Below are 23693 nucleotides of genomic sequence, written 5' to 3' on the forward strand. Positions count from 1 at the left end.
GGCTGGATCACTCCAGCCCGCCCGGCTCCTGTCGTTTCGTGTCACTGCACCCGGATCCTGCGCAGCGTGGCCGAAGCCGCCACCGCCGCTCCGGCGAGGAGTACCGCCCCGGCGATCGCCGCGCCCTGCATTCCGCCGGTGAACGCCTCGCGTGCCGTCGTCGCCAGGGCGTCTCCCGTGCGCCCCGGGAGCCGACCTGCCACCGCCAGGGCGCCGCCGAGCGTCTCGCGGGCCTCGGCCGGGGCCGTGGCCGGGATGTCGTGGCGGTAGATCGCCGTGCCGATGGAGCCGAGGACGGCCATGCCGAGGGCGCCGCCGAACTCGGTGCCGGTCTCCAGCAGGGCGGCCGCGGAGCCCGCCCGTTCCACCGGGGCCGCGCCCAGCGCCAGGTCCGTCATCTGGGACAGGACCATCACGATCCCGCAGGCCAGGACCGCGCAGGCGGTCAGCACGAGCCACATCGAGTCCGTGCCGGCGAGGGCCAGCAGCGCGTAGCCGCTCGCGCCGATCGCGAAGCCGGCCGTGACCACATAGGCGCGGTTGACGCCCTTCTGCACCAGGGAGGTCGCGACCGGGGCCGCCAGGCCGATCGGCACCGAGGGGAGCAGCGCCCACAGGGCCGCTTCCAGCGCGCTCTTGCCGAGGACCGACTGGAGGTACTGGGTGGTGAAGAACGCCGAGCCCATCATGCCGAAGGCGGAGACCAGGTTGAGGGCGAGGGCGGGAGCGAAACCGTGGCCGCGGAACAGGGCCGGGGAGATCATCGGTGCGGCCGTGGTGCGCTGGCGGTGGACGAAGAGGGCCGCGAAGAGCAGACCGACGGTGACCGAGACGACGTACTGCGCGTGCCAGCCCTCGGACGGGATCTCCTTCAGGCCGTAGATCACGGGCAGTACGGCGGCCATCGACAGCGGGACGCTCGGCCAGTCGAAGCGGCCGGGGGCGGGGTCGCGGGACTCCGGCAGCAGAGCCGGGCCGAGGACGAGCAGCAGGACCATCGCGGGCAGGTTGACCAGGAAGACCGAGCCCCACCAGAAGTACTGCACCAGCAGGCCGCTCATCACCGAGCCGAGCGCGATGCCGCCCGTCATCACCGCGGACCACATGCCGATCGCCTTCGCGCGCTGGCCCGGGTCGGTGAACATCGTGCGGATCAGGGCCATCGTCGCGGGCATCAGGGTCGCGCCGCCGATGCCGAGGACCGCGCGGGCCGCGATCAGGGTCTCGGCGCTGTTCGCGTACGCGGCGGTGAGTGAGGCGGCGCCGAAGGCGGCGGCGCCGATCATCAGCAGCCTGCGGTGGCCGATGCGGTCGCCGAGCGAGCCCATCGTCATCAGCAGGCCCGCCAGGACGAAGGCGTAGATGTCGAAGATCCACAGCTGTTGGGTGCCGGTCGGCCCCAGGTCCGCGCTGATCGCCGGGATGGCGAAGTAGAGGACGGAGACGTCCATGGAGACCAGCAGGAGCGGAAGCATCAGTACGCCCAGCGCGGTCCATTCACGGCGGCCGGCGCGGCCTGCCGGAGGTGCGGGGGTGCTCACCGTGTTCGTCGCGTCGGTTGCGTCGGTCGCGTCGGTCGAGTTCGTCGGGTTGGTCATGACGGTGACTGTACGAGCGTATTAAACGCTTGTCTAGAACGCTTGTATAAGTCATGCGTATAGGACGGTTGTATGGATCGGGGGTAGGGTGGCGGGCATGGGACACCGTGAGGATCTGCTCGAAGGCGCCAAGCGCTGCCTGCTGGAGAAGGGGTTCCTGCGTACGACCGCGCGGGACATCGTCAAGGAGTCGGGGACCAACCTGGCGTCCATCGGCTACCACTACGGGTCCAAGGACGCGCTGCTGGTGCAGGCGTACGTCTCGCTGATCGAGGGCGCCGGCGACGAGTTCGACCCCGGGTGGGGTGCGGGGGACGCGATGACGGCGGCCGCCGGGTCGCTGGAGCGCTTCCAGGAGGTGTGGGCGAGCATCATCGGGTCGGTGCCGCGGACGCGGGCCATCTGGCTGCTGAGCTTCGAGCTCATCGTCCAGGGGGACCGGCTCCCCGAGGTGCGCAAGCTGCTGGCCGCGGCGCAGGAAGAGGGCCGGTCGGGGATCGTGCCCATGTTCAACGGCGTTCCGGAGGACGAGCTCGACAAGGAGACCGTCGACACGGAGGGCCGCTTCTACCAGACCCTCCTCAACGGGCTCATGGTCCAGTGGCTCTTCGACCCGGACTCGGCGACCGACGCGGCACAGCTCACCGAGGGGCTGCGCCGGGTGATCGCGGGCGCCACCAAGGGCTGATCCTGGCGGGCCGTCCGGGCCGTCCGGGCCGTCCGGGCCGTCCGGGCCGTCCGGGCCGTCCGGGCCGTCCGGGCGATCCCGGAGTGAGTGGGGCTCAGGGCAGCCGGGCCGCCTTGAGTGTCATGTGCAGGAGCAGCCGGTCCTCGCCGTCGTCCAGGTCCAGGCCGGTCAGCTGTTCCACCCGGGACAGCCGGTAGTAGAGGGTCTGCCGGTGGATGCCCAACTCGGCTGCCGTGCGGCCCGCTTGGCCCGCGCAGTCGAGGTACACCTCGGCCGTGCGGGCGAGTTCGTGGTGGGCGGGGGTCAACAGGGTCCGCACGGCGGGGTCCTGGGCGCTCTCCTGGGGCAGGGCGGTCAGCAGGCGGTAGGGGCCGATGGACGCCCACCGGGCGACCGGGCCGAGGCCGGGCTCGGCGAGTGCCGCCCGCGCCGACGCCGACGCCTCCTGCCAGGCGGCGCCGAGTTCCGCGAGGCCGGCCCGCCCGGCGGCCACTCCCGCGGCGGACTTTCCGGCCCGCTCCAGCAGCCGGGCCGCCGCCGTCGTCGCCGGGGTGAGGGTGTCCGTCGAGCGCAGACGGACCAGCAGGGCCAGGGACTGGGCCGCGGTGCCCCACGGCACGGTGCACAGCGCCGTCGCCCCCGGCAGCGTGCGCAGCGAGGGCGCGTCGTCCGGGTCGGCGGACGGCCAGGGCGTCACGCACACCACCGTGTGCGGGCCGTCCGCGCGGGCGCCGAGCGCCGTGCGCAGCTCCGCCACCGCCATGTCCCGCTGCCAGTCGGGCTGCGCGGTGAGCACCGCCCGCAGCTCCCGGGTGAGGTCCGCGCCGTGCTGCGCCTCGTCGGCGAGCAGGGCGCCGATCCGGCCGGTCACCTCCATCGCGGCCGCCAGCTGGGCGTCCGAGGGCCCGGGGTCGTCGTCCAGCAGCCAGACATAGCCGAGGACGACCCCCCGGTGCCGTACGGGGAGGCAGACGCGCCCCCGGTACACCCCGGCCTCCGGGGTCGGCGGGATCCGGACCGGGCCGGTCGCGCGGGTGATGCCGAAGCCCTCGAACCAGGTGCGGACGGCGGCCGTGGAGCGCCGGGTCAGGATGGAGCGGGTGCGCACCGGATCCAGCGCCGACGCGTCGAGCTCGCCCTCGCTGTCGTAGGCGCCGAAGGCGATCAGCTCGAAATCCCGGTTCTCCAGGGTCGCGGGCGCGCCGAGCAGCTCGGAGATCTCGTCGACGAGCTCCTGGTGGTCACCTTGGTAATCGGCTGTCACCCAGGCATTCTCGCGCAAGTCCGCATCCCCTTCATACATCTGTCTGAGATCCGCGGCACGGATGCGTGACAGCTGTCGATGGCCCACGATCGGAGGGATCCTTAGGTTTCACGGTGGTTCTCCGTGCCGTTCCCCGATCGTCGGGAAACGGCCTTGTATGGGTTGGTATGTGGAGGTGCCCCGTGCTGGGTCCCGTGATTCTCGCCGCTTCGCGCAGCGACCGGATGCGACGCCTGATCTCGGCGGCCCCGGTGACGAAGCAGGTCGTGGACCGCTTCATCCCCGGTGAGACGGTCGACGACATCGTCCCGATCGTCGAGGAGCTCACCGCCGGGGGGCTGGAGCTGACGATGGACGTCGTCGGCGAGGACATCACCACCCCCGAGCAGGCCGCCGCCGCCCGGGACGCCTACCTGGCGCTGGTCGCCCGGCTCGCGGAGCTGGAGCTCGGCGAGCGGGTCGAGATGTCCGTCAAGCTGTCCATGTTCGGCCAGGCGCTGGACGCCGGCCACGAGCTGGCCCTGGCCAACGTGCGCCCGGTCGTCGAGGCCGCCGCCGCCATCGGCACCACGGTTACCCTCGACGCCGAGGACCACACCACCCTCGACTCGATGTTCGCCATCCACGAGGAGCTGCGGAAGGACTTCCCGCAGACCGGCTGTGTCATCCAGGCCTACCTGTTCCGCACCGAGGCCGACGCCGGCCGGCTCGCCGCGAGCGGCAGCCGGGTCCGGCTGGTGAAGGGCGCCTACAAGGAGCCCGCCGAGGTCGCGTACCAGCAGAAGCACGAGATCGACAAGGCGTACGTCCGGATCCTGCGCACCCTGATGGAGGGCGAGGGGTACCCGATGATCGGGTCCCACGACCCGCGTCTCATCTCCATCGGCCAGGAGCTCGCGCGCAAGGCCGGGCGCAAGCTGGACGAGTACGAGTTCCAGATGCTGTACGGCATCCGCAGCGACGAGCACCTGCGGCTGGCCGCCGAGGGGCACCGCATGCGCGTCTACACCGCCTACGGCACCGACTGGTACGGCTACTTCATGCGTCGGCTGGCTGAGAAGCCCGCCAACCTGCGGTTCTTCGTCCGTTCGATGATCAGCAAGGGCTGAGCCCGCACCCCCCCGCTCGAAACACCCGCTCAGAAGGAGTAACGGAAGACATGGACGCGGTAACCCAGGTCCCCACCCCCGTCAACGAGCCGGTGCACGGCTACGCCCCCGGCTCGCCGGAGCGCGTCCGGCTGGAGGCCAAGCTCAAGGAACTGGCCGACAACCCGATCGACCTGCCCTGCACCATCGGCGGCGAGCGGCGGATGGGCGGCGGCGAGCGCTTCGACGTCGTGCAGCCGCACAACCACAAGGCCCGCCTCGGCACCTACGCCAACGCCACGCAGCAGGACGCCCAGGACGCCGTCGACGCGGCGCTCGCCGCCGCGCCCGCCTGGCGCGCGATGTCCTTCGACGACCGCGCCGCCATCATCCTGCGCGCCGCCGAACTGCTCGCCGGACCCTGGCGCGAGACGCTCGCCGCCTCCACCATGCTCGGCCAGTCGAAGACCGCCCAGCAGGCGGAGATCGACTGTCCCTGTGAGCTGGTCGACTTCTGGCGCTTCAACGTGGCCTACGCCCGCCAGATCCTGGCCGAGCAGCCCCCGGCGAACTCCCCGGGTGTCTGGAACCGCCTCGACCACCGCCCGCTCGAGGGCTTCGTCTACGCGATCACTCCGTTCAACTTCACGGCCATCGCGGGCAATCTGCCGACCGCGCCCGCGCTGATGGGCAACGTGGTCGTGTGGAAGCCGTCCCCGACGCAGACCCACGCCGCCGTGCTGCTCATGCAGCTGCTGGAGGAGGCCGGTCTGCCCAAGGGCGTCATCAACCTGGTCACCGGCGACGGCATCGAGGTCTCGAAGGTGGCCCTGGAGCACCGCGACCTCGCCGGCATCCACTTCACCGGCTCGACGAAGACCTTCCAGTACCTGTGGAAGACGGTCGGCGCCAACATCGAGAAGTACCGCTCCTACCCGCGTCTGGTCGGTGAGACCGGCGGCAAGGACTTCGTCGTCGCCCACCCGAGCGCGGACCGCGCGGTGCTGAAGACGGCGCTCACCCGTGGCGCCTTCGAGTACCAGGGCCAGAAGTGCAGCGCGACCTCCCGGGCCTACATCCCGGCGTCGATCTGGAACTCCGGCTTCAAGGAGGAGTTCGCGGCCGAGGTCGACTACCTCACGATGGGTGACGTCACCGACCTCTCGAACTTCATCGGCGCCGTCATCGACGAGCGGTCCTTCGCCAAGAACAAGGCGGCGATCGACCGCGCGAAGGCCGACCCGACCTGCACGGTCGTCGCGGGCGGCTCCTATGACGACTCGGTCGGCTACTTCGTCCGCCCGACCGTCGTCGAGTGCACCGACCCGGAGAACGAGGTCTTCACGACCGAGTACTTCGGCCCGTTCCTCGCCGTGCACGTGTACGACGACAGCTCGGCCGAGGCGTACGACGAGATGCTGACGCAGATGGAGTCGGTGTCGGACTACGCGCTGACGGGTTCGGTCATCTCCGGCGACCGCGCGGCCGCCGCGTACACGATGGAGAAGTTGCGTTACGCGGCCGGCAACTTCTACATCAACGACAAGTCGACCGGCGCCGTCGTCGGCCAGCAGCCCTTCGGCGGCGGCCGCGCCTCCGGCACCAACGACAAGGCCGGCGCCCCGCAGAACCTGATGCGCTGGACCCTGACCCGCGCCATCAAGGAGACGCTGGTCGCGCCGACCGACTACCCGTACCCGCACATGGGCTGACGCGTCGTCGTACAGCGGCAACAGAATGACGGAGGAAGGGGCCGGGCTACTGCCCGGCCCCTTCCCGTTCCCCGTCGGCGGATCCGTCAGCGGCGGCCGGCGCGGCCGAGGAAGTCGCTGATCAGCGCCGCGATCTGGCCCGCGTGTGTCTCCAGGGCGAAGTGCCCGGTGGGCAGCAGGTGCACCTCCGCCCGGGGCAGGTCGCGGCGGAACGCGAGCGCGCCGGCCGGGACGAAGATCTCGTCACCGGCGCCCCAGACCGCCAGCAGCGGGACCTGGCTGGTGCGGAAGTACTCCTGGAAGGCCGGGTAGAGGGCGAAGTTGGAGCCGTAGTCGGAGATCAGGTCGAGCTGGATCTCCGGCTGGCCGGGCCGGGCCATGAGGGCCGCATCGTGCTCGTAGGCGTCAGGGCTCACGAGTTCCTGCTGCTCCGGCGGAACCCCGTGCAGGTACTGCCACCTGATCCCCTCCGGGCTGCTGATCTCCCGCACCGGCGCCTCGGTCTCCGCGGTCCGCTCCGCGATCAGCGCCAGCACCGGCGCCCAGGCCTTTGCCCCGAGCCCCTCCTCGTAGGCGTTGCCGTTCTGCGTGATGATCGCGGTCACCCGGTCGGGATGGGCGAGGGCGAGGCGCAGGCCGATGGGGGAGCCGTAGTCCTGGATATAGAGCGCGAACTCCTTCAGGCCGAGCTGTTCGGTGAACTCCCCGGTGACGGCGGCAAGTTCGTCGAAGGTGTACCGGAAGTCCGCGGGCGCGGCCGACCGGCCGAAGCCGAGGTGGTCGGGGGCGATGACGCGATGACTGTCGGCGAGCAGCGGGATCAGGTCGCGGAACATGTGGGAGCTGCTCGGGAAGCCGTGCAGGAGCAGCAGGACCGGCGCGTCGGCCGGGCCCGCCTCCCGGTAGTACACCTCGTGGCCGCGGACGGTGGTGGTGCGGTGACGGACCTGGCGTTCGGCGTGGAGGGTCATGGCACGAGTGCACCATGCGAGCGCCTAACTGGTCAAGAGTCTTTTAAGGGTTAGGTGACCGGCGCACCAGGATCTTCCCCGTGTTCCCGCCGCGCAGCATCAGCAGGAACGCGTCCACGATCCGCTCGAATCCGTCCACCACCGTCTCGTCCAGTGCCAGCGCCCCGCTCAGCAGATGCGGGACGGCGAACTCGTACAACTCCTCCTGGACGTGCGGGTGATCGCGCACCAGGAAGCCCTCCATCCGCAGGCGCTTCTCCCCCACGTCGGCGTGGTCGAACACCGCCGGCGTGGCGCCGGGCGTGTTGTACTGCCCGACCGTGCCGACGCGCACCACCCGCCCTCGTTCCCGCAGCGCGCCGATCGCCGCCCCGAGATGCTCACCGCCCACGTTGTCGACGAAGACGTCGACGCCGGTGGGGGCGGCCTTCGCCAGCAGGTCGGCGACCGGCCCCTCGTGGTAGTCGAAGGCCGCGTCGTAGCCGACCTGCCGGGTCAGGTACCGCACCTTCTCCGCCGTGCCCGCGCTGCCGATCAGCCGGCCCGCCCCGAGCAGCCGCGCGAAGCGTCCGGTCGCCGTGCCGACCCCGCCCGCCGCCGCGGAGACGAACAGGTCCTCGCCCGCGCGCAGCCGGGCGATGCGGGTCAGGCCGACGTACGCCGTCAGGCCGGTGCCGCCGAGGAGGCTCAGGTGCGCCGAGAGCGGCACCCCTTCGTGCCGGGGGAGCCGTCTGACCTCCTCCGGGCGGACCACCGCGTGGGTGCGCCAGCCCTGGCGGTGGAAGACGATCTCGCCCTCGGGGAGGGCCGCCGGATCGCGGGTGGCGATGATCCGCCCGAGTGAGCGCCCCTCCAGCGATGGGGGTCCCCCCGCGCGAGTGCATTCGAGCGTGGGGGAGTTCAACTCGAAGTCGCCGTCCATCATTTCGCGGTGGTAGGGGTCCACCGACCAGTAGAGGTTCTCCACCAGGGCCGTCCCGGGGCCGGTTCCGGGACCGGGGACTCGGCGAAGCGGAAGTGGCCGGGGGTGGGGAAGCCGGTCGGACGGGCGGTCTGCTGCACGGTGAGCGCGGTGCTGGTCATGGGAGGGGACCGTAGGCAGGAATGCGGGCGGCGGGCAGAGGGTTGCGTTCATGGAACGGGCCGATCCATGAGTCGCCCTCATAGCAGCAGGTGGGAGCCTCGCGTGAGCGCAGTCGATCTTGCGCCGCAGGAGTTGCGGACGCTGGTGGCCGTCGCGGACGAGGGGGGTTTCTCGGCCGCCGCCGCCCGGCTCGGGACCACGCAGTCGGCCGTCTCGCACGCGGTGCCGCCCGCGCGGTCGTCCACGCCCGACGCGTGCTGCGGATGCTCCAGGCCCTGGTCGCCGAGACGCGGGGGGCCGGGGCGACGGGTGCCGGGGCGGGCCGGGTCGAAGGACCGTTGCGCGTCGCGGCCTTCCGCAGCGCGGCCCTGTATCTGCTGCCGCCCGTCCTGGAGCGGCTGGCCGCCCGGCATCCGGGGATCGAGACGAGCGTGACCGTCGTGCGGGAGGTGGGTCCGGGGACGGCCGGCGCGGTGGCCGAGGGGCGGGCCGACCTCGGGATCGCCACCTTCGGCACCAGCGCGCCGATCCCGCCGGAGCTGGTGGGGGACGTGCTGCTGGAGGAGCCGTACGCGCTGGTGCACCCGGCCGGGCACGCCGACCCGCGCTCCCTCCCGCTCGTCGACTGGACGGAGAACTGCTCGTCCTGCACGCGCGCGTGGTGGGCCGCGCAGGACTGGATCCCCGCGGCGACCGTCCGCGCCGAGGACGACGGGGCGGTGCTGTCGATGGTGAGCAGCGGTCTGGGGATGGCGATCATGCCCGCCCTCTCCCTCACCCGGACGCCCCGCGGGACGGAGGTCACCGACCTCGGCCCGGAGCGGCCCACCCGTCGCGTCGGCTATGTCACGACCCCGGAGCTGGCCGCGACCGCCGTGGTCCGGGCACTCGTCCGGGAGTTGAGGTCGTCGGCGAAACCGCAGGTCGGCACCGGGTGACCCGGGGTGCCGTCTCAGATAGTAGGAAGTCCGAGTAATTGTAGAGACAGGCGCGTGCTCCTCCCTTAGCTTTGTAGGAGCCGAACGTCTCGCTCGACCAAGCGAATGGCGGTCGTGAGCCGGGCCCCGCGCAGGCAACCCCTGCGGCCCGCTCCCCGCCCCATCCGGCGTCTCGTAACCCCCTTCCGCACTCCCTGGAATTCGAAGGAGTCGATTCCTCATGGCCGAGACGACCGTCCGCCGCCGAGTCCGTCACATCTCCCGTACGACCGAGTCCGACCGGAAGAACGCCGCCGCGGCGCTCCAGCGCGCCCTCGACCGCCGTGACAACGGCGGCGAGACCGGCCACTGAACCGAGCCGCCCCGCAGTCCGGGAGCCGCACCCGCACGGGGTGCGGCGCGGGCCCCGAACGGGACTTCGGGACCCGCGTCGCACCTCGACCCCGCGCGACACCGCAGGTCCGCGCCGCCAGGTGCGTGCCACGACTTCTCTGTCCGTATGGCGGACGGTCCATGTCATCCCCTGGGACGAGGAGTACGGTTCCCGTATGTCTCGCAGCCTCAATCTCGCAGTGATCCCCGGTGACGGCATCGGCCAGGAGGTCGTGGCCGAAGGTCTCAAGGTCCTCTCCGCCGTCCTCCCGCAGGATGTGAAGCTGGAGACCGAGGAGTACGACTTCGGCGCCCGGCGCTACCACGCCACCGGTGAGACGCTCACCGACGCGGACGCCGAGGCGCTCAAGCGGCACGACGCCATCCTGCTCGGCGCGATCGGCGACCCGAGCGTCCCCTCCGGCGTCCTGGAGCGGGGTTTCCTGCTCAAGCTGCGCTTCCTCTTCGACCACCATGTCAACCTGCGTCCGTCGAAGCTCCTGCCGGGTGTCGCCACCCCGCTGGCCGGCCAGCCCGAGATCGACTTCATCGTGGTCCGCGAGGGCACCGAGGGTCCGTACACCGGCAACGGCGGCACGATCCGCAAGGGCACCCCGCACGAGGTCGCCACCGAGGTCTCCGTGAACACGGCCTTCGGTGTCGAGCGCGTGGTCCGGGACGCCTTCGCCCGAGCCCAGGCCCGCCCCCGCAAGAAGCTCACGCTGGTCCACAAGAACAACGTGCTGGCCTTCGCCGGTCACCTCTGGACGAACGTCTTCAACCAGGTGGCCCAGGAGTTCCCCGACGTCACCACGGACTACATCCATGTGGACGCCGCGACGATCTACCTCGTCACGGACCCCGCGCGCTTCGACGTCATCGTCACCGACAACCTCTTCGGCGACATCATCACCGACCTCGCCGCGGCCGTCTCCGGCGGCATCGGCGTCGCCGCGAGCGGGAACATCAACCCGTCCGGCGAGTTCCCGTCCATGTTCGAGCCGGTGCACGGCTCGGCCCCGGACATCGCAGGCCAGGGCAAGGCCGACCCCACCGCCACGGTCCTGTCCGTCGCCCTGCTGCTGCGCCACCTCGGCTACGACGCCGAGGCGGTCCGCATCGAGAAGGCCGTCTCCGTCGACCTGGAGGAGCGCGGCTCGCTGCCCGCGCGCAGCACCTCCGAGATCGGTGACGCGCTCGCCGTACGAGTAGCCGGCTGACCCCGCGCTGCGCGAAACCTCTCGAAGCCGCCGGGTCGCATCCGCACCCGGCGGCTTCCGCATGTCCCCCGCCGGGTGCCACCATCAACCCTGGGTCGCATTCCCGCCGTTTTGGCCCTCGTCCGCCGCTTGCGATAATCGAACGTGGAGCCGCGGTATGAGGGAATGCTCGGACGTCCTAGCACCGGCCACTGGCCGTACGGGCGTGAGCGCGGCCCCGTCACTACAACCGGTGAAGGACAACCACTCATGACGACGCCCACGATCGAGCTCAAGCCCTCCGCCAGTCCCATCTCCGCCGCCGAGCGGCAGGCGATCCTGGCGAACCCCGGGTTCGGCCGCCACTTCACCGACCACATGGTGACGATCAAGTGGACCGAGGGCCGCGGCTGGCACGACGGTCAGCTCGTCCCGTACGCGCCGATCCCCCTCGACCCGGCCACCATGGTCCTGCACTACGCGCAGGAGATCTTCGAGGGTCTCAAGGCGTACCGCCGCCCCGACGGCTCGGTCGCCACCTTCCGCCCGGACCAGAACGCCAAGCGCTTCCAGCGCTCGGCCCGCCGGCTGGCCATGCCCGAACTGCCGGTCGAGACGTTCATCGAGGCGTGCGACGCGCTCGTCGGCCAGGACAAGGACTGGGTGCCCGCGCACGGCGGTGAGGAGTCCCTCTACCTGCGGCCCTTCATGATCGCGACCGAGGTCGGCCTGGGCGTGAAGCCGGCCAACGAGTACCTGTTCCTGGTCATCGCCTCGCCGGCCGGCGCCTACTTCCCGGGCGGCGTCAAGCCCGTCTCCATCTGGGTCTCCGAGGAGCACGTGCGCGCCGTCCCCGGTGGCATGGGCGACGCCAAGACCGGCGGCAACTACGCGGCCTCCCTGCTCGCCCAGGCCGAGGCCGCCGCCCAGGGCTGCGCCCAGGTCTGCTACCTCGACGCGGTCGAGCGCAAGTGGGTCGAGGAACTCGGCGGCATGAACCTGTACTTCGTGTACGACGACAAGATCATCACTCCGTCGCTCACGGGCTCCATCCTGGAGGGCGTCACCCGTGACAGTCTCCTCTCCGTCGCCCGCGACCTCGGCTACGAGGCCGAGGAGGGCCGGGTCTCGGTCGAGCAGTGGCAGCGCGACTCCGAGAGCGGCGCCCTCAAGGAGGTCTTCGCCTGCGGTACCGCCGCCGTGATCACCCCGGTCGGCACGGTCAAGCGCACCGCCGGCGAGTGGCAGCAGTCGGGCGGCGAGCCCGGCGAGGTCACCCTCAGGCTCCGCCAGGCCCTGCTGGACATCCAGCGTGGCACGGCCGAGGACAAGCACGGCTGGATGCACGAGCTGGGCTAGCCGCCCGCCTCTCGTCCAGGGCCACCCGCTCGGGGCTACTCCGCCCAGGGCTGCCCGGACAGGGGCCGCTCCGCCACAGGGCCACTCCGCCACAGGGCCACCCCGTCCGGGGTGGCCCTGTGGCGTTTCCGGCGCTCGACCATGTTTGAGCAGTGCTCAAAAGTTCCTCGCCGCCCCTTCTGATCACCGAGCAGAACGTTTAGAGTGCTGCTCAAAGAAAGGGAGGGCGACGTGCGACTCACCCCCACCGAACGGGACCGCCTCCTGCTCTTCGGCGCGGCGGAGCTGGCCCGGGCGAGAAGGGCCCGCGGGCTCAGGCTGAACGTCCCCGAGGCGACCGCGCTCATCGCGGACACGGTGTGCGAGGCCGCACGTGACGGCGCCCGGCTCGCCGAGGCGATCGAACGCGCCCGGTCCGTCCTCGGCCCGGACGACGTGCTGCCGGGCGTCTCGGACGTCGTCACGGAGGTGCATGTCGAGGCCGTCTTCGACGACGGCTCGCGTCTCGCGGTCGTCGGCGATCCGATCGCCGGGGGCACGCTCGGGGACCGGGCGCCGGGGGCCCTGCTGCCGGTGCCCGAGCACGCCGAACCCGAGGCGGCCGTACGGCTGGCGGTCACGAACACGGCGACCGTGCCCGTCTCCGTCACCTCCCACTTCCACTTCTTCGAGGCCAACCCGCGGCTCGACTTCGTCCGGGAGCAGGCCTACGGCATGCGGCTCGCCGTCCCCGCCGGGTCCTCCGTCCGCTTCGGGCCGGGGGAGAGCGCCGAGGTCGGACTCGTACCGATCGGCGGCGACCGGGTCGCGATCGGCTTCGCCGGCCTGGTCGACGGGCCGCTCGACGCGCCGGGCGCGAAGGACGAGGCCCTGCGCCGGGCCGCCGCCTGCGGATATCTGGGCGCGGAAGCGGGAGGGACCCGATGAATCCCTACGAGTACGCCGCCACCCACGGTCCCCGGGCCGGCGACCGCGTCCGGCTCGGCGACTCGGGGCTGGTCATCCGCGTCGAGTCGGACTCGCAGCGGCACGGCGACGAGTTCCTCGCCGGCTTCGGCAAGACCGCCCGGGACGGGCTGCACCTCAAGGCCGCCGCCGTCCGCGAGACCTGTGACGTCGTGATCAGCAACGTCGTCGTGATCGACGCCGTGCAGGGGATCCGGAAGGTGTCGATCGGCATCCGCGAGGGCCGGATCCACGCGATCGGGCGGGCCGGGAACCCCGACACCCTCGACGGGGTCGACGTCGTCGTCGGCACGGGCACGTCCATCGTGTCCGGCGAGGGGCTGATCGCCACCGCGGGCGCCGTCGACACCCATGTCCATCTGTTGTCGCCGCGGATCATGGAGGCCTCGCTGGCCTCCGGGGTGACCACGGTCATCGGGCAGGAGTTCGGGCCCGTGTGGGGCGTCGGCGTCAACTCGCCCTGGGCGCTGCGGCACGCGTTCAACGCGTTCGACGCCTGGCCGGTCAACATCGGCTTCCTCGGCCGGGGTTCGTCCTCGTCCGCCGCGCCCCTGGTGGAGGCCCTCGCCGAGGGCGGCGCCTCGGGTTTCAAGGTGCACGAGGACATGGGAGCCCACACCCGGGCGCTGGACACGGCGTTGCGGGTCGCCGAGGAACACGACGTCCAAGTGGCCCTGCACAGCGACGGGTTGAACGAGTGCCTGTCCGTCGAGGACACCCTGAGGGTGCTGGAGGGCCGGACCGTCCACGCCTTCCACATCGAGGGCTGCGGCGGCGGGCACGTCCCGAACGTGCTGAAGATGGCGGGCGTCGCCAACGTCATCGGCTCCTCCACCAACCCCACCCTCCCCTTCGGCCGGGACGCCGTCGCCGAGCACTACGGCATGATCGTCTCCGTCCACGACCTCAAGACCGACCTGCCCGGCGACGCCGCCATGGCCCGCGACCGGATCCGGGCCGGCACCATGGGCGCCGAGGACGTCCTGCACGACCTGGGCGCCATCGGCATCACCTCGTCCGACGCCCAGGGCATGGGCCGGGCGGGCGAGACGGTCCGCCGGACGTTCACCATGGCCGGGAAGATGAAGGCCGAGTTCGGCGCTCCGGACGACGACCACGACAACGAGCGCGTCCTGCGCTACATCGCCAAGCTGACCGTCAACCCGGCCATCGCCCACGGCCTCGCGCACGAGGTCGGCTCGATCGAGGTCGGCAAGCTCGCCGACATCGTGCTGTGGCGCCCCGAGTACTTCGGCGCCAAGCCGCAGCTCGTGCTCAAGTCGGGCTTCCCGGCGTACGGCGTGGTCGGCGACCCGAACGCGGCCACCGACACCTGCGAACCCCTGGTCCTCGGCCCGCAGTTCGGGGCGTACGGGGCCACGCCCGCCGACATCTCGGTCGCCTTCGTCGCCCAGGCCGCCCTCGACCGGGGCGGCGACGCGATGCCGACCCGCCGCCGCAGGGTCGCCGTCCGCGGCACCCGCGGCATCGGCCCCGCCGACCTGCTCCGCAACTCCCGTACCGGAGCGGTCGACGTCGACCAGCGCACCGGTCTGGTCACCCTCGACGGCGAGCCGCTGCGCTCCGAGCCGGCCGAGTCCGTCTCCCTCAACCGCCTGTACTTCCTCTGAGGACCGCTGATGTCTGCTGCCGCCGACGGCTTCCGCATGCCCGCCGAGTGGGCCCCGCACGAGCGCACCTGGATGGCGTGGCCGGGCCCCAACCCCACCTTCGACGACCCCGACGACCTGACCGCGTCCCGGGCCGCCTGGGCCTCGGTCGCCCGCGCGGTCCACCGCTTCGAGCCGGTGACGGTGGTGTGCGGCCCCGGACAGTCGGCGGACGCCCGCGCCCTCCTCGGCCCGGGCGTCGACACGGTCGAGCGCGAGCTCGACGACGCCTGGATGCGGGACATCGGCCCCACCTTCCTGACCGGCGCGGACGGGCGGCTCGCCGCCGTCGACTGGACCTTCAACGGCTGGGGCGCCCAGAGCTGGGCCCGCTGGGAGCACGACGCGAAGATCGCCGCGTATGTCTCGGACCTCGCGGGGGCACGGACGTACGCCTCGAAGCTGGTCAACGAGGGCGGCGCGATCCATGTGGACGGCGAGGGGACGGTCCTGCTGACGGAGACGGTGCAGCTCGGCCCGGAGCGCAATCCGGGGTGGTCGCGGGAGGAGGCCGAGGCGGAGATCCACGCCCTGCTCGGCACCCGCAAGGCGATCTGGCTGCCCCGCGGGCTCACCGGCGACTACCCTCCCCACGGCTTCGGCACCCTCGGCCACGTCGACATCGTCGCCGCCTTCGCCCGCCCCGGAGTCGTCGTCGCCCATCACCAGCCCGACCCGGCGCACCCCGACCACGAGGTGACGAAGGAGGTCATCGGGCTGCTGAAGGCGCAGACCGACGCGCGCGGCCGCCGTCTGGAGGTCGTCGAGGTCGCCGCCCCGACCGTCCTGGAGGCCGACGGCCACTGGGCCGACTACTCGTACATCAACCACTACCTCTGCAACGGCGGCGTCGTGCTCTGCGGCTTCGACGACCCGCGCGACGAGCTCGCTGCGGGCGTCTTCCGCCGCCTGTTCCCGGAGCGCACGGTCACCCTGGTGGACGCCCGTACGATCTTCTCCGGCGGCGGTGGCATCCACTGCGTCACCCAGCAGCAGCCGAGGGTCTGAGATCCGGGGACGAGACAAAGGGGAGCCGGACATGGCCGGAGCGGCACGGACACGCAGGAACGCGCCGCCCCGCGAGGACGTCCTCGCCGCCGCCATGGAGATGATCGCCGAGCGCGGTCTGGAGAAGCTCACCATGGCGGGGCTCGGCCGCGAGGTCGGGATGAGCAGCGGCCATCTCCTCTACTACTTCCACTCCAAGGACGAACTCCTGCTGCGCACCCTGGAGTGGAGCGAGGGCCGGCTCGGCGCCGAGCGCGCCCGGCTGCTGGCCCGCGCCGCCCCCGCCCGCGAGCGCCTCGACGCCTATGTCGACCTGTACGTCCCCGACGGCCACCGCGACCCGCACTGGACGCTCTGGCTGGAGGTCTGGAACCGCTCGCAGAACGCCGCCGTCGACGCGGACGCCCGGGACCGCCAGGCGGCCATCGAGGGTGCCTGGCACCGCGACCTGGTCGCCCTGCTGGCGGAAGGGGTGTCGCGGGGCGAGTTCCGGCGCGTGGACCCCGACCGGTTCGCGGCGCGGCTGCGCGCCCTCCTCGACGGTTTCTCCATCCATGTGGCCATCGGACTGCGGGGCACGGGCCGGGAACAGGTGCTCGGGCACGTCCGGGAGTTCCTGGCCGAGGGCCTGCTCGCGGACGCGTGAGATCGCCCTGCTCGCATTCTGAGACGCCCGGTGAGCAAACGGGCGGTATGTGCCAGACTGCCGCCGTGCTCTCGTTCGCCACGATTATTGGCAACAGGCGCGCCGGTCCGCAGTGACCGCTCCGTACGACCAGGTACGAGCGGCCATCGTCGTCCTCGACCCGCGCGCAGACCTCTCGCACCCGCGAGGGGTTTTTCGCTTTTCTGGCCCACCCACAGCCGGGAGCGAGAGCGCGAGGGAGCATGGGGGAATGGTGGAGCCGGTCATTCCGGTAACGACCGAGATCCAACACAGGAGCCTTCAGACCATGACCGCAACCAGCGAACTCGACGACTCGTTCCACGTCTTCGACACCACCCTGCGCGACGGCGCGCAGCGTGAGGGCATCAACCTCACCGTCGCCGACAAGCTGGCCATCGCCCGGCACCTGGACGACTTCGGCGTGGGCTTCATCGAGGGCGGCTGGCCGGGCGCCAACCCGCGCGACACCGAGTTCTTCGCCCGCGCCCAGGAGGAGATCGACTTCAAGCACGCCCAGTTGGTCGCCTTCGGCGCGACCCGCCGGGCCGGCGCGAAGGCCGCCGAGGACCCGCAGGTCAGGGCGCTGCTGGAGTCGGGCGCCGGGGTGATCACGCTGGTCGCGAAGTCCCACGACCGACACGTCGAGCTGGCTCTGCGCACGACCCTGGACGAGAACCTGGCGATGGTGAGCGACACGGTGTCGTTCCTGAAGGAACAGGGCCGTCGGGTCTTCGTCGACTGCGAGCACTTCTTCGACGGCTACCGCGCCAACCCGGAGTACGCGAAGGCGGTCGTCCGGGCCGCCGCCGAGGCCGGCGCGGACGTGGTCATCCTCTGCGACACCAACGGCGGCATGCTCCCGGCGCAGATCCAGGCGGTCGTCTCCACGGTCCTCGCCGACACCGGCGCCCGGCTCGGCATCCACACCCAGGACGACACCGGCTGCGCGGTGGCGAACACCCTGGCCGCGGTGGACGCGGGCGCGACGCACGTCCAGTGCACCGCGAACGGCTACGGCGAGCGGGTCGGCAACGCGAACCTGTTCCCGGTCGTCGCCGCCCTGGAACTGAAGTACGGCAAGAAGGTGCTGCCCGAGGGCAAGCTCCGTGAGATGACCCGCATCTCGCACGCGATCGCCGAGGTCGTCAACCTGACGCCGTCCACGCACCAGCCGTACGTGGGAGTCTCGGCCTTCGCCCACAAGGCCGGCCTGCACGCCTCGGCGATCAAGGTCGACCCGGACCTCTACCAGCACATCGACCCCGAGCAGGTCGGCAACACCATGCGGATGCTGGTGTCGGACATGGCCGGACGGGCGTCGGTCGAGCTCAAGGGCAAGGAGCTCGGTGTCGATCTGGGCGGCGACCGCGAACTGGTCGGCCGGGTCGTGGAGCGGGTCAAGGAACGCGAGCTCAAGGGCTACACCTACGAGGCGGCGGACGCCTCCTTCGAGCTGCTCCTGCGGGCCGAGGTCGAGGGCCGGCCGCTGAAGTACTTCGAGGTCGAGTCCTGGCGGGCCATCGTCGAGGACCGCCCCGACGGCACCCACGCCAACGAGGCCACGGTCAAGCTGTGGGCCAAGGGCGAGCGCATCGTCGCGACGGCCGAGGGCAACGGCCCGGTCAACGCCCTGGACCGCTCCCTGCGCGTCGCGCTGGAGAAGATCTACCCCCAGCTGGCCAAGCTCGACCTGGTCGACTACAAGGTCCGCATCCTGGAGGGCGTCCACGGCACCCAGTCCACCACCCGCGTCCTGATCTCCACGACGGACGGCACCGGCGAGTGGTCCACGGTGGGCGTCGCGGAGAACGTGATCGCCGCCTCCTGGCAGGCCCTGGAGGACGCCTACACGTACGGCCTGCTGCGGGCCAAGGTGGAGCCCGCCGAGTAGGCGCCGCCCGGCGGGAGTCCTCGGCGAGCCGCTCGAACTCGCCGAGGCCCCGCACCCGGCCGACGGCGCGGTCCTACCGCAGCTGCCACTTCTGGTTGGCGGCCCCCGTGCAGGACCAGATCTGGCCCCGGGCCCCGTTCGCCGACGAGTTGTCCGTGACGTCGAGGCACTTGTTCGCCGCCGTGTTGACGACATCGCCGGTGGTGGCGTTGTACGACCACCGCTGGGCGCCGGTTCCGTTGCAGTCGTACAGCTGGGCCTTCGCGCCGTCGGCCGTCGAACCCCCGACGACGTCGAGGCACTTGCCGAGCGCCTGGAGCGAGCCGTCCGGCTGGACGGTCCAGCGCTGGGCGGCCGACCCGTTGCAGTCGTAGAGCTGCACGGTCGTGCCGTTCGCCGTCGCGCCACCCGCCACGTCCAGGCACCTGCCCGCGAGCCCGACGAAGGACCCCGACCGGCTCGCGTCACCCGACTGCGTCCCCGACCAGGTGAAGGTCGCAGACGTCTTCCCCGGCAGCGCGTACGTCGCGTGCTGCCCGCCCCAGTTGATCGTCACCGTCTTCGCGGTCGCGGCGTCGTTGTAGGCGATCAGCGCCTTGGAGCCGTCGGGGTTGCGCCATGCCACGTTCGGCACGGACGACGACGCCGTCGACGCGATCCGCCGCGCGCCCGGCCGGACGAACTTCGTCAGGTGCCCCATCGTGTAGTACTCGATCATGTAGTCGACGGTCCCGCTCGCCCCGTCCCCGTTGTGCACGGTGACCAGCCCGTCGCACGTCCCGCAGCCGCCGTTGTGCGGCCCCCGGTTCTGGTCCACGGCCAGCGACCACTTCGTCACCGACTTCGCCCAGTTGCGGGTGTAGTTCACGATGTCGAGCATGTCCTCGCGCTGCTGGTTCGCGATCCAGGTCCCGCCGGAGTGCTCGGTGCCGAAGGCGTCCAGCTGCGGGTACCGGTCGTGCACCGACGTCTGCTTCGCCACCTCCCCGCCGTAGCCGTGCCAGGCGATCCCGCCGAAGTTCGGGTGCGAGCGGACCGCCGCGTCGTCCACCGTCTGCGCCGCGTACGCGTCATAGACGTCCCAGTTCCAGTCGTGCGCCAGCACCTTCGTCGACAGCCCGGCCGCAGCCAGCTTCGGCAGCAGCTCACTCTTCGTGAAGTACGCCAGCCCCGAGGCGTTCCAGCTCATCGACGGGTAGCCGGAGCAGCACGTCGGCTCGTTCTGCGCTGTCACGAACGCCACCGGTATGCCCTGGTCCCGGTACGCCTGGAGGTACTTCACGAAGTACGACGCGTACGCCCCGTAGTTCTCCGCCTTCAGCCAGCCGCCGTTGAGCTGTCCGCTGTCCTTCATCCAGGCGGGCGCCGTCCACGGCGACGCCATCACCGTCAGCGCCGGGTTCAGTTCCCGGGCCCGCCGGGTCAGCGGCACCACGTCCGCCAGGTCGTGGGCGATCGAGAACGCCGACAGATCCGCGTCCGTCCGGCCGGCCGGGACGTCGTCGTAGGTGTAGCCGAAGCGGGCGAGGTCCGAGCCGCCCATCGGATTGCGCAGGAACGACAGCCCGATGCCCTCGGTCGGCGAGAACAGCTTGCGCAGGGTCGCCTCCCGGGTCGCCGCGGACAGCGCTCCGCTGCCGTTCATCAGCCAGGCCGCGGTGTCGGTGAAGGACGCCCCACCGCCGGTGAAGGTCTGGTACCCGGTGTTCTCGTCGACCGTGATGTTCTCGCCGCTGCCGCCGCCGCCCGCCTGGAAGGCGAAGGCGGGCTGCGCCTGCAGACCGCGGACCACGTGCCGCCCGCCGGCGTCGTCCGTGGTGGTGAGCCAGGCCGTGACCTGCTCGCCGGCCGCGTGCGCGGGCGCGACCGCCGCGGTGATCCCGGCGGAGGTGAGCAGACCGGCGAGGAGCAGCCGGAGGACGCGAGTGGATCTCCTCATGGAGCGCCGCCCTTTCGAAGGTGGGGGATGGGGGCGTGCGAGGCGTGAGTAAATGACGGCTTCCAGGTCGCGTCAAGGGGTTGCGCGTTCATCTGTCGAACGAACAACGTCCCTGATCCGGACGGGAGTTGCGGCCGTACCAGTTCCGGTGTGAAGTCTTGACGGCGCACCGGCCCACCAGTTAACTCACGGCGTGATCTAAGTCATGAGTGGACCACGAGAGTAGAGGGACGTTGCATGCGAAGAACCGCCCTGCTCGCCTCCGCCACCCTGCTGGCCGCACTGCTCCCGATGACCACCGCCGCCGGCGCGTCCGGCGCCGACGACCCCGGTCCCGCACCCGTCCCGGTCGACCGCTTCGAGGGCGAGATCCCCTTCGCGAGCCCGCCCGCCGAGGGCCTCTTCACCTGGGGCAGCGACACCGACGACCCGCCGGCCCTCCGGCTGACGGCCCGTGCGGACGCCCCCGAGGGCGACAAGGTCCTCACCGGCGGCTACGACATCAGCGGCTACGGCGGCTTCACCCACGACTTCGCCTTCGCCGAGCCCGCCCACGACTGGTCCGCCCACCGGGGCATCCGGTTCTGGTGGGAGGGCCGCGACAACGGCAAGAAGATCGCCTTCGAGCTCAAGGACGGCGGCGCGAACGGAGAGGCGTCCGAGCTCTGGACGACCTCCTTCACCGACGACTGGACCGGCTGGAAACAGGTGGAGATCCCCTTCACCGACTTCACCTATCGCACGGACTACCAGCCCGTCGGCGGCATCGACCAGGTCCTCGGCCTCACCGATACCTGGGGATACGCCCTCACCCTCCCCGTCGGCGTCAAGGGCGACTTCGCCATGGACGGCGTGGAGCTGTACGGCCGCGCGGACCAGTCGCTGCGCGCCGCCGTCACCACCGACGCGGCCGTGTACCCGGTCCGGGAGGGCCGGGCGGCCGCCGTCCGGCTCACCGTCGCCACCACCGGCGCCGCCCCCCTCGACGAGCCCGTCACCGTCGCCTACGAGACCTCCGCGACCGGCACCGCCGAGCCCGGCAAGGACTACACCCCGGTCACCGGCACCGTCACCTTCCCGGCGGGCACCCCCTCCGGCACCACCCGCACGGTCGCCGTCCGCACGCTCGCGGACAAGAAGGCCGAGTCCGCCGAGACCGTCCCGCTCCGGCTGACCGTGACCGGCGCCAAGCCGCCGTCCGAGACCCCGCAGATCGTGGTCGACGCGCACGGACTGCCGTATCTGAACGCCAGGTTGCCGGTGAAGAAGCGGGTCGCCGATCTCCTTGCGCGGATGAGCCTCGCGGAGAAGGCCGGCCAGATGACCCAGGCCGAGCGCGGCGCGATCGGCACGGGCGCCGACATCGCCGCGTACGACCTCGGCTCGCTGCTCTCCGGCGGCGGCTCCACGCCGACGCCCAACACCGCCGAGGCCTGGGCGAAGATGATCGACGGCTACCAGCTCCGGGCGCAGGCCACCCGGTTCCAGATCCCGCTGATCTACGGCGTGGACGCGGTGCACGGCCACAACAACCTGGTCGGGGCGACCGTCATGCCGCACAACATCGGCATCGGGGCGACCAGGGACCCCGCTCTCGCCGAGCGGACCGGCGCGGTGACCGCCGCCGAGGTCCGAGCCACCGGCGTCCCCTGGGACTTCGCCCCCTGCCTGTGCGTCACCCGCGACGAACGCTGGGGTCGCTCGTACGAGTCCTTCGGTGAGGACCCGGCGCTCGTCGAGTCCATGGAGACCGTCATCCAGGGCCTGCAAGGCGCCCGCGACGGCCGGGACCTGAAGGACGGCGACAAGGTCCTCGCCACCGCCAAGCACTTCGTCGGCGACGGCGGCACCGAGTACGGCTCCTCCACCACCGGCAGCTACACCATCGACCAGGGCGTCACCAAGGTCACCCGGCAGCAGCTGGAGGCCGTCCACCTCGCTCCGTACCGGGCGGCCGTGGACCGGGGCGTCGGATCGGTGATGCCCTCCTACTCGTCGCTCGACATCCTCGGCGACGGCCGGGGCCCGGTGAGGATGCACGCCCGCGCCGACATGATCAACGGTGTGCTGAAGGGCCGGATGGGCTTCGACGGCTTCGTGATCAGCGACTGGAACGCCATCGACCAGCTCCCCGGCGACTACGGCTCCCGCGTCCGCGCCTCCGTCGACGCGGGCGTCGACATGATGATGGTGCCGTACTCGTACAAGGACTTCACGGCGGCACTGATCGACGAAACCGAGGCCGGGCGGATCACCGAGCGGCGGATCGACGACGCCGTCGGGCGCATCCTCACCCAGAAGTTCGAGCTGGGGCTCTTCGAGAAGCCGTACGCGGACACCAGCGGCGCGGCGCGGATCGGCTCCGCCGCGCACCGGGCCGTCGCGCGCCAGGCGGCCGCCGAGTCGCAGGTGCTGCTGAAGAACTCCGGCGGGGTCCTGCCGCTGAAGAAGAACCAGAAGGTGTACGTCGCCGGCTCCAACGCCGACGACATCGGCAACCAGACCGGCGGCTGGACCATCACCTGGCAGGGCGCCTCCGGCGACATCACGCAGGGCACGACGATCCTGGACGGGATGCGGAAGGCCGGCGGCGACGTCACCTACTCCCAGGACGCCTCGGCGTCGACGGACGGGTACGACGTCGGTGTCGTGGTCGTCGGCGAGACCCCGTACGCCGAGGGCGTCGGCGACGTCGGCAACGGCAACGACCTGGAGCTGACGGCCGCCGACCGGGCGGCCGTGGACAAGGTGTGCGCCGCGATGAGGTGCGCGGTGCTGATCGTGTCCGGGCGGCCCCAGCTGATCGGTGACCGGCTCGGCGACATCGACGCGCTGGTGGCCTCCTGGCTGCCGGGCACCGAGGGCGACGGCGTGGCCGACGTCCTGTACGGCAGGCGGCCCTTCACCGGACAGCTTCCGGTGACCTGGCCGAAGACCGAGGCCCAGCTGCCGATCAACGTCGGCGACGCGGCGTATGACCCGCAGTTCCCCTACGGCTGGGGTCTGACGACGCTGAGCCGGGTGCCGGAGGGTGGCGCGACGACCCTGAAGGGGCTGGGGGCCGCGGCCGCGGTGGCCGAGCGGGCCGGTGCCGACGAGGTGGGACGGGCGCTGGTCGAGAAGGCCCGGCTCATCGTCCAGCGGAAGGTGGGCCAGGCCGTGACGGCGGCGGTCGCGAAGCCCTTCGCCGACGCGGACCACCTGCTGCTGACCGGCCGGTACGGAAAGGCGGTGGAGCAGCTGACGGCGGCGTACCGGGCGGCGGCCTAGCCACTGTGT

16 protein-coding genes and 2 pseudogenes are annotated in these 23693 nt (G+C 71.5%); 13 read left to right on the top strand and 5 right to left on the bottom strand.

Annotation, left to right across the window (positions count from 1 at the left end):
* Positions 1–41 precede the first annotated feature (41 nt).
* A complete protein-coding gene (locus ACFVYS_RS41065; protein WP_389510640.1) occupies positions 42–1598 on the bottom strand; it encodes an MFS transporter in 1557 nt (518 codons plus the stop codon).
* A gap of 97 nt (positions 1599–1695) precedes the next feature.
* On the opposite strand from ACFVYS_RS41065, the gene ACFVYS_RS41070 reads away from it, so the two are divergent.
* Positions 1696–2286 (top strand): TetR/AcrR family transcriptional regulator, encoded by a 591-nt coding sequence (locus tag ACFVYS_RS41070; protein ID WP_389510642.1) that lies wholly within the window; start codon positions 1696–1698, stop codon positions 2284–2286.
* Positions 2287–2380: 94 nt separating this feature from the next.
* Here the strand turns inward: ACFVYS_RS41070 and ACFVYS_RS41075 are convergent, their stop codons facing one another.
* Complete coding sequence (locus tag ACFVYS_RS41075) at positions 2381–3589, bottom strand: PucR family transcriptional regulator (protein WP_389510644.1); 1209 nt, start codon at positions 3587–3589, stop codon at positions 2381–2383.
* Positions 3590–3732: 143 nt separating this feature from the next.
* Here ACFVYS_RS41075 and ACFVYS_RS41080 point away from each other — a divergent pair, with 143 nt between their 5' ends.
* Positions 3733–4659: a proline dehydrogenase family protein gene (locus tag ACFVYS_RS41080; protein ID WP_389510645.1), complete on the top strand. Its 927-nt coding sequence runs from the start codon at positions 3733–3735 to the stop codon at positions 4657–4659.
* A 50-nt stretch (positions 4660–4709) separates the two neighbouring features.
* The gene (gene pruA, locus ACFVYS_RS41085; RefSeq protein WP_389510647.1) at positions 4710–6350 is read left to right on the top strand and encodes an L-glutamate gamma-semialdehyde dehydrogenase; all 1641 of its coding nucleotides are present in this window, start codon (positions 4710–4712) and stop codon (positions 6348–6350) included.
* Positions 6351–6436: 86 nt separating this feature from the next.
* Here the strand turns inward: pruA and ACFVYS_RS41090 are convergent, their stop codons facing one another.
* Both ACFVYS_RS41090 and ACFVYS_RS41095 read right to left on the bottom strand, forming a co-directional pair.
* The gene (locus ACFVYS_RS41090) at positions 6437–7321 is read right to left on the bottom strand and encodes an alpha/beta fold hydrolase (RefSeq protein ID WP_389510648.1); all 885 of its coding nucleotides are present in this window, start codon (positions 7319–7321) and stop codon (positions 6437–6439) included.
* Positions 7322–7364: 43 nt separating this feature from the next.
* Positions 7365–8404 (bottom strand): annotated as a pseudogene (locus ACFVYS_RS41095) (NADP-dependent oxidoreductase).
* Between the two features lie 67 nt (positions 8405–8471).
* On the opposite strand from ACFVYS_RS41095, the pseudogene ACFVYS_RS41100 reads away from it, so the two are divergent.
* The 9 genes and pseudogenes from ACFVYS_RS41100 (at position 8472) to cimA (ending at position 18475) form a co-directional block, all read left to right on the top strand.
* Positions 8472–9343, top strand: a pseudogene (locus tag ACFVYS_RS41100) (LysR family transcriptional regulator).
* A 220-nt stretch (positions 9344–9563) separates the two neighbouring features.
* On the top strand, positions 9564–9695 hold the full coding sequence (locus ACFVYS_RS41105; RefSeq protein ID WP_020131440.1) for a hypothetical protein: 132 nt from the start codon (positions 9564–9566) through the stop codon (positions 9693–9695).
* Positions 9696–9891: 196 nt separating this feature from the next.
* Positions 9892–10935, top strand: coding sequence for a 3-isopropylmalate dehydrogenase (locus tag ACFVYS_RS41110; RefSeq protein WP_389510650.1), 1044 nt, complete (start codon positions 9892–9894; stop codon positions 10933–10935).
* 249 nt (positions 10936–11184) lie between these two features.
* Entirely contained in the window at positions 11185–12273 is a 1089-nt protein-coding gene (locus ACFVYS_RS41115) for a branched-chain amino acid aminotransferase (RefSeq protein ID WP_389510652.1), read from the top strand.
* 231 nt (positions 12274–12504) lie between these two features.
* On the top strand, positions 12505–13200 hold the full coding sequence (ureA, locus tag ACFVYS_RS41120; RefSeq protein WP_389510654.1) for an urease subunit gamma: 696 nt from the start codon (positions 12505–12507) through the stop codon (positions 13198–13200).
* Positions 13197–14870 carry an urease subunit alpha gene (locus ACFVYS_RS41125; protein ID WP_389510656.1) on the top strand — a complete coding sequence of 558 codons (1674 nt, stop codon included), beginning with the start codon at positions 13197–13199 and terminating at the stop codon, positions 14868–14870. The genes ureA and ACFVYS_RS41125 overlap by 4 nt, the downstream gene beginning before the upstream one ends.
* Positions 14871–14879: 9 nt before the next feature.
* On the top strand, positions 14880–15917 hold the full coding sequence (locus tag ACFVYS_RS41130; RefSeq protein WP_389510658.1) for an agmatine/peptidylarginine deiminase: 1038 nt from the start codon (positions 14880–14882) through the stop codon (positions 15915–15917).
* Positions 15918–15948: 31 nt separating this feature from the next.
* Entirely contained in the window at positions 15949–16563 is a 615-nt protein-coding gene (locus ACFVYS_RS41135) for a TetR/AcrR family transcriptional regulator (protein WP_389510660.1), read from the top strand.
* Between the two features lie 307 nt (positions 16564–16870).
* Positions 16871–18475 carry a citramalate synthase gene (gene cimA, locus ACFVYS_RS41140; RefSeq protein WP_054239782.1) on the top strand — a complete coding sequence of 535 codons (1605 nt, stop codon included), beginning with the start codon at positions 16871–16873 and terminating at the stop codon, positions 18473–18475.
* Positions 18476–18548: 73 nt separating this feature from the next.
* On the opposite strand, the gene ACFVYS_RS41145 is transcribed toward cimA, so the two are convergent.
* Complete coding sequence (locus ACFVYS_RS41145; RefSeq protein ID WP_389510662.1) at positions 18549–20414, bottom strand: ricin-type beta-trefoil lectin domain protein; 1866 nt, start codon at positions 20412–20414, stop codon at positions 18549–18551.
* A 237-nt stretch (positions 20415–20651) separates the two neighbouring features.
* Here ACFVYS_RS41145 and ACFVYS_RS41150 point away from each other — a divergent pair, with 237 nt between their 5' ends.
* Positions 20652–23684 carry a glycoside hydrolase family 3 N-terminal domain-containing protein gene (locus ACFVYS_RS41150; RefSeq protein ID WP_389510664.1) on the top strand — a complete coding sequence of 1011 codons (3033 nt, stop codon included), beginning with the start codon at positions 20652–20654 and terminating at the stop codon, positions 23682–23684.
* Positions 23685–23693: the final 9 nt, after the last annotated feature.

It is taken from the genome of Streptomyces sp. NPDC058295, assembly GCF_042880655.1.
GTDB lineage: Bacteria > Actinomycetota > Actinomycetes > Streptomycetales > Streptomycetaceae > Streptomyces > Streptomyces coriariae.